6 protein-coding genes and 1 riboswitch are annotated in these 6,212 nt (G+C 37.9%); of the genes, 2 read left to right on the top strand and 4 right to left on the bottom strand.

Annotated elements, in window-relative coordinates:
- Positions 1-1,407 precede the first annotated feature (1,407 nt).
- Positions 1,408-2,214: a YitT family protein gene (locus GMJ66_RS08070; RefSeq protein ID WP_156289815.1), complete on the bottom strand. Its 807-nt coding sequence runs from the start codon at positions 2,212-2,214 to the stop codon at positions 1,408-1,410.
- A 302-nt stretch (positions 2,215-2,516) separates the two neighbouring features.
- Positions 2,517-2,846, bottom strand: coding sequence for a heme oxygenase (locus GMJ66_RS08065; protein WP_156289814.1), 330 nt, complete (start codon positions 2,844-2,846; stop codon positions 2,517-2,519).
- 391 nt (positions 2,847-3,237) lie between these two features.
- Positions 3,238-3,313, top strand: a riboswitch (glycine riboswitch).
- Positions 3,314-3,531: 218 nt separating this feature from the next.
- On the opposite strand from GMJ66_RS08065, the gene GMJ66_RS08060 reads away from it, so the two are divergent.
- Together GMJ66_RS08060 and GMJ66_RS08055 are read left to right on the top strand one after the other, a co-directional pair.
- On the top strand, positions 3,532-3,807 hold the full coding sequence (locus GMJ66_RS08060; protein ID WP_156289813.1) for an ACT domain-containing protein: 276 nt from the start codon (positions 3,532-3,534) through the stop codon (positions 3,805-3,807).
- A 29-nt stretch (positions 3,808-3,836) separates the two neighbouring features.
- Positions 3,837-5,198, top strand: a complete 1,362-nt coding sequence (locus GMJ66_RS08055; protein ID WP_156289812.1) for a PFL family protein — start codon at positions 3,837-3,839, stop codon at positions 5,196-5,198.
- Between the two features lie 85 nt (positions 5,199-5,283).
- Here GMJ66_RS08055 and GMJ66_RS20395 read toward each other — a convergent pair whose 3' ends face one another.
- A complete protein-coding gene (locus GMJ66_RS20395; protein ID WP_197046646.1) occupies positions 5,284-5,442 on the bottom strand; it encodes a hypothetical protein in 159 nt (52 codons plus the stop codon).
- 210 nt (positions 5,443-5,652) lie between these two features.
- Entirely contained in the window at positions 5,653-5,985 is a 333-nt protein-coding gene (csaA, locus tag GMJ66_RS08050) for a chaperone CsaA (RefSeq protein WP_156289811.1), read from the bottom strand.
- Between the last annotated feature and the right edge of the window lie 227 nt (positions 5,986-6,212).

Genomic DNA, 6,212 nt, shown 5'->3' with positions numbered 1-6,212 from the left:
ATAGAAGGAATCGTTACAGTACGTGTTATATAATAAGAGGTAAAAATTGTTCGATACTGATGAAAAAGCACCTTTTTTAAAAAGGTGCTTTTTCAAGTGGTCTCGGACAGGTTCAACGTACTCGAATAGGTTCAGGAATTATTCAAGAGGTCACGTGGAAGGAATCTAGGTGCCCGGATGAACTTAAGAATCGTTCGAGGGGGAACGTAGAAAGGTTCTAGATGCCCGAAAGAGTTTAGGAATCAATGAAAAGGTCGCGTAGAAAGGTTCTAGTTGCCCGAATGAACTGGAGAATCCATGAAAAGGTCACGTAGAAAGGTTCTAGTTGCCCGAATGAACTCAGGAATCAACGAAAAGGTCACGTAGAAGAGTTCTAGTTGCCTGAATGAACTCAGGAATCAACGAAAAGGTCGCGTAGAAAGGTTCTAGTTGCCCGAATGAACTCAGGAATCAACGAAAAGGTCACGTAGAAAGGTTCTAGTTGCCCGAATGAACTCAGGAATCAACGAAAAGGTCACGTAGAAGGGTTCTAGTTGCCTGAATGAACTCAGGAATCAACGAAAAGGTCACGTAGAAAGGTTCTAGTTGCCCGAATGAACTCAGGAATCAACGAAAAGGTCACGTAGAAAGGTTCTAGTTGCCCGAATGAACTCAGGAATCAACGAAAAGGTCACGTAGAAAGGTTCTAGTTGCCCGAATGAACTCAGGAATCAACGAAAAGGTCACGTAGAAAGGTTCTAGTTGCCCGAATGAACTCAGGAATCAACGAAAAGGTCACGTAGAAAGGTTCTAGTTGCCCGAATGAACTCAGGAATCAACGAAAAGGTCGCGTAGAAAGGTTCTAGTTGCCCGAATGAACTCAGGAATCAACGAAAAGGTCACGTAGAAAGGTTCTAGTTGCCCGAATGAACTCAGGAATCAACGAAAAGGTCGCGTAGAAAGGTTCTAGTTGCCCGAATGAACTCAGGAATCAACGAAAAGGTCACGTAGAAAGGTTCTAGTTGCCCGAATGAACTCAGGAATCAACGAAAAGGTCGCGTAGAAAGGTTCTAGTTGCCCGAATGAACTCAGGAATCAACGAAAAGGTCACGTAGAAAGGTTCTAGTTGCCCGAATGAACTCAGGAATCAACGAAAAGGTCACGTAGAAGAGTTCTAGTTGCCTGAATGAACTCAGGAATCAACGAAAAGGTCGCGTAGAAAGGTTCTAGTTGCCCGAATGAACTGAGGAATCAACGAAAAGGTCACGTAGAAAGGTTCTAGTTGCCCGAAAGAACTCAGGAATCAACGAAAAGGTCACGTAGAAAGGTTCTAGGTGCCCGAATGAACTCAGGAATCAATGAAAAGGTCACGTAGAAGAGTTCTAGATGCCCAAATGAACTTGGGAATCAGTCAAAAGGGAATCATCATTAGTTTTTAGCAAACTCACCGTCAACTTCTACTGTCTCGAATATATTAATAAATGCTTTTGTATCATGCTTTCGTACAATCTCTTTTACTTTCATTGTTTCGTAGCGGGTTAGAACCACCATTAAAATTTGTTTGTTTTCCATCGTGTAACCGCCATAGCCATCGGTAATGGTTATGCCGCGGTAGATAGTCTCCAGCAGTTCTTTGCGAATGGGTTCTCCTTTGGTTGTAATGATTTGCATAGTTAGCTTAATATGATTGGTGTGGAAAGTATCAATCATTTTCCCTGTAAGATAAATAGACAGGAGCGTATATAATGCCAAATTCCAGCCAAAGAAGGTGCCTGAAAATAGAATAATAATTCCATTCATCCCGGTTAATAGAAGACCAACACTCATATTACTTGATCTGGAAACAATAATCGCAATAATATCCAGCCCGCCTGAAGTTCCGGAGTATTTTAATATGAGGCCAATGCCAATACCGCTAATCACTCCTCCGAAGATTGCGGATAATAATATATTATCGGCCACAGCACTTACAGGTATAATGTATAAAAACACGGAAAGAGATATTACACAAATGAGCGTATTTAATGTAATTTCTTTCCCCAGTTTATAATAACCTAAAATTAGAATGGGTAAGTTCAGGACAAAATTCATCACCCCTATATCAAAAGGTGTAATTAGTCCGATCAAAATGGCAATTCCACTTAATCCACTGCTTAAGATTTCATAAGGAACCAAAAAGAAATTAAAAGCAAATGCAATGATTAATGAACCTATAATAACTATTAGATATTTCATCTACTTAACTCCTCTTAACTTTCGCATAAAAAAACCCGTCCTTAAAATAGGAACGAGATCAATACCGTTTTTAAAATTGTAAACGAACAATGAATCCTCAACGTGAGAGAATATTTAATCTGGCACATTCCTTTATATGGGTACACTATACATTTATGTTGTACTTCTATGTTAGTTATTGTAGCCTATCTGTTCATTTTTAAACAGGTATGGACTAACAGGAAAGTACTAGATAGAAATGCTTACTTGGTTGTGCATGAACTCCTATTATTCTAAAGTTTCCTTTCTTGTGCTAGGATAATCTAATTTTTCGTAGACGTTATAATGGAAGCAACTTTAGAGACAATTATTTCACTATCGATAACAGGTGAGTCCTGTTTAGCTTCCTTAGTGTTAGTACCTTTATGGGCTTCTTTAAACATGTCACTATTTTTCCATGCTTGGAAACCTTCATAATTGTGCCAGTACATGTTTACATTTAATTCGTCGTAGTCTTTTGGATTTTCTGTTATGGTAACTTCCACCTTATGGAAGCCTTCCATCTCTTGTAATGGGCCAGGTTTTGTGAATTTTGGAGCTAACTTTTCGGCAAATCCTTGTTTCGTTTTCATTCGATTCGTAACAATAATCATATATTTTCTTCCTCCATTTATCAAATAACTCTTACATTAGGATAAAAGTTTAGCATGAAAGGGATTCTATACAGCAAAAATTTTTATGTACCAATTTCATGTACTAAGTATAAGAAAAACGTTGCCCATTCGCAAGGGAAAGAGTGAATGTGTAATGTTTTCCTGCTTTTTATTTACCACAAAATACAAGATTACATTAAGACAACTTATTCATTTATTTCTAAAAATATATTGACCTAAAATATAATCATTGATAATATAAATTTATTCTTTTTTATACGTTAAGAAAAAAATTAAGATTTTAGCGCGAAGAGGAAATCGACGTAGCTGGAGTTTTCCATGAACTATATCAAAATAAATAGCTATGAATTTTGTGGGTAGCACTACAAAAGGAGCAGCTTCTGGAGAGACCGTCATTGCGGCGCCGAAGGATTCAAAATCTCAGGCAAAAGGACAGAAGAGTAGAAAACAAATTATACTCTTACCCTAACCCGAGATTGGTTTCATACCAATCTTTTTTTAATGGCTTTTTTCATAGGATTCTCATTACGAATTCTATGAAATCTAACCTTATATAATGTTAGGACAGTCGATTGCGAAGGGGAAATGAGAACCTTAAAGCCCCTGCAGAGACCGTTCTTTACAGGTAAATACAATGAATATGAATAATGAAGAGGTGACACCAATGGAAAATAAACGTGCGGTGGTAAGTGTGGTTGGGAAAGATCAAGTCGGTATTATTGCAAAGGTTACTACCATCCTATCGGGAAATCAGTTGAATATTTTAGATATCAGTCAAACGATTTTACAGGATTTCTTCACCATGATGATGATTGTTGATGTAACGGGAGTAGAGAATTTAGATCAATTACAGCAGCAATTTGATGAATTAAGTGAGGAACTTGGTCTGAAAATTAATATTCAACTAGAGGAAATATTTAAAGCAATGCATCGAATATAATGCTTTTTTAGGTAAAAGGAGAATGCAAAATGGATATTGCACTTAATGAAATGTTGGAAACGATACGAATGATTCAAATGGAAAATCTAGATATCCGTACCGTTACAATGGGCATTAGTCTGTATGATTGTGCCGATTCCGACTTCGATAAGATGAATCAAAAAGTATATCATAAAATTACTAACTATGCAGGTGAACTTAAAGAAGTTGCGGAAAAGGTGGAAAAGGAATACGGAATTCCAATTATTAATAAGCGTATATCGATTACACCAATTGCCGAAATATTAGGTAACGCGACAAAGGAACAGGCAATTGAGTTAGCGAAAACATTGGATCAAGCAGCACTTACCCTTGGAATCGATTTTATTGGTGGTTATTCCGCACTTGTCCATAAGGGAATTTCAAAAGGTGACCAAACGTTACTTGATGCACTTCCAGAGGCGCTTAGTGAAACGGAGAGAGTTTGTGCCTCCATTTCTGTTGCTTCTACAAGATCAGGAATTAATATGGACGCAGTTGGAAAAATGGGGATGATTATGAAAGAAGCAGCGGAGCGTACGAAAGAGCGAAATGGACTAGCTTGTGCGAAACTCGTCGTTTTCTGTAACCCTGTAGAAGACAATCCATTCATGGCTGGTGCCTTTCATGGTGCCGGCGAAGGAGAGGTTGTTCTTAATGTTGGGGTAAGCGGTCCAGGGGTTGTTTTAAATGCGCTGAAAAAACATCCAGAGGCAGATTTAGGTGAAGTTTCAGATGTGATTAAAAAAACCGCATTTAAAATTACAAGAGCTGGGGAGTTAATTGGACGGGAAGTTGCCAAACGTCTTGATGTACCCTTTGGGATTATGGACTTGTCGCTTGCGCCAACGAATGCATTAAATGACAGTGTTGCGGAGATTTTAGAGGAGATTGGTCTAAAACGTGTTGGGACACATGGAACGATAGCAGCCTTAGCGCTAATGAATGATGCAGTGAAAAAAGGGGGAGCTATGGCAAGTTCTTATGTCGGCGGACTTAGTGGCGCGTTTATTCCAGTTAGTGAAGATAATGGGATGATTCAAGGGATTGTTGATCATTCATTAACCCTACCGAAGCTTGAAGCGATGACTTCTGTTTGCTCTGTTGGACTAGATATGATTGCTTTAGATGGAGATGTTTCCGCATCTACATTATCCGCGCTCATTGCTGATGAAATGGCGATTGGTGTGATTAATAAAAAGACGACAGCGGTGAGAGTGATTCCTGTTCCAGGTAAGAAAGAGGGCGACATGGTAGAATTCGGTGGTCTATTAGGGCGTGCCCCTGTAATGGGTGTAAATGGATTTGGATCTGAAAAATTGATATCACGAGGCGGGCGAATTCCCGCACCACTTCAATCATTGATTAATTAAAAGAGGAAAGAGGCTATGTATCAGATAGCCTCTGGTCTCTTTCCTTATAAGGCGTATTCAATTTTAAATAATCTCATACTACGTTTTATTCTTGTTCTTCTTCCACTTCCGTATTTTCTTCTGGTTGTTCGGTAGGCTCCTCATTAGTAGCTGGATCTTCCTGGTCCTCAGCTGAGCAACCAAATAGTAGCCCACTGGAGAGAACTGCTGTAAGTAAAGCTAAACTTAACTTTTTGCGTTCCAACTTCTTCACCTCGCTTGCCCTAATTTTTATGGTACGTGTATATTGTAAAGGGCAAATTTTAAGAGAGTATAAAGGGAATGTAAATTATTTGAAAAGTTCGATTATTATAATTACTTTTGACCTATATTGTTTTTAAGGATAGGACTAAAGACTTATATAGATGTTAAAAACACCTCTTTATCTGTATTAGTTGAAGTGTTTTTAATCATTTTAGGCTATTGGTGTTCCGTTTTTTACTTGCTCATCTGGTTTTAGCAATACGACGTCGCCATCTTCAGGAACTCCACCAATTACTAATGTTTCTGATTTAAATCCTGCTATTCTCATGGGAGGAAAATTAACGACACCGACAACCTGTTTTCCAATTAATTGTTCCGGATTATATCTTCTCGTAATTTGTGCGGAAGAGTGTTTTATTCCAATTTCCTCGCCAAAATCAATTTTTAATTTGATCGCTGGTTTTCGTGCTTCGGGAAAGGGCTCTGCATGAAGTACAGTTCCAATTCGTATGTCCAATTTTTGAAAATCCTCAATTGTTGCCATTATAATACCTCCATTTAAATTTCTATCTATTCTTTACATTATTCTAATATTGTACCAAGTATAGCCGGTTATTAGTATAATAATAACAGAAAATTTATATTTGAGATAACATTCTATTTATTGCGCTCTGGAATGGAATCTAAATTTCATAAGGAAAGTTAGTAGGATTTTCTTCATAACTGATTTTTTAATTTAACAAGGCATTCCCTTGGATGGAAATGAATAGA

Source organism: Oceanobacillus salinisoli, assembly GCF_009733865.1.
In the GTDB taxonomy this organism is placed as follows: Bacteria; Bacillota; Bacilli; order Bacillales; family Amphibacillaceae; genus Oceanobacillus; species Oceanobacillus salinisoli.
The sequence above is the reverse complement of the archived record's forward strand: the minus strand, read 5'-3'. Positions and strand labels throughout refer to the sequence as shown.

Excerpts from the sequence above, each read along its gene's own strand:
- GMJ66_RS08070 (WP_156289815.1), bottom strand. The coding sequence starts at position 2,214 with ATGAAATATCTAATAGTTATTATAGGTTCATTAATCATTGCATTTGCT.
- GMJ66_RS08065 (WP_156289814.1), bottom strand. The coding sequence starts at position 2,846 with ATGATTATTGTTACGAATCGAATGAAAACGAAACAAGGATTTGCCGAA.
- GMJ66_RS08060 (WP_156289813.1), top strand. The coding sequence starts at position 3,532 with ATGGAAAATAAACGTGCGGTGGTAAGTGTGGTTGGGAAAGATCAAGTC.
- GMJ66_RS08055 (WP_156289812.1), top strand. The coding sequence starts at position 3,837 with ATGGATATTGCACTTAATGAAATGTTGGAAACGATACGAATGATTCAA.
- csaA (WP_156289811.1), bottom strand. The coding sequence starts at position 5,985 with ATGGCAACAATTGAGGATTTTCAAAAATTGGACATACGAATTGGAACT.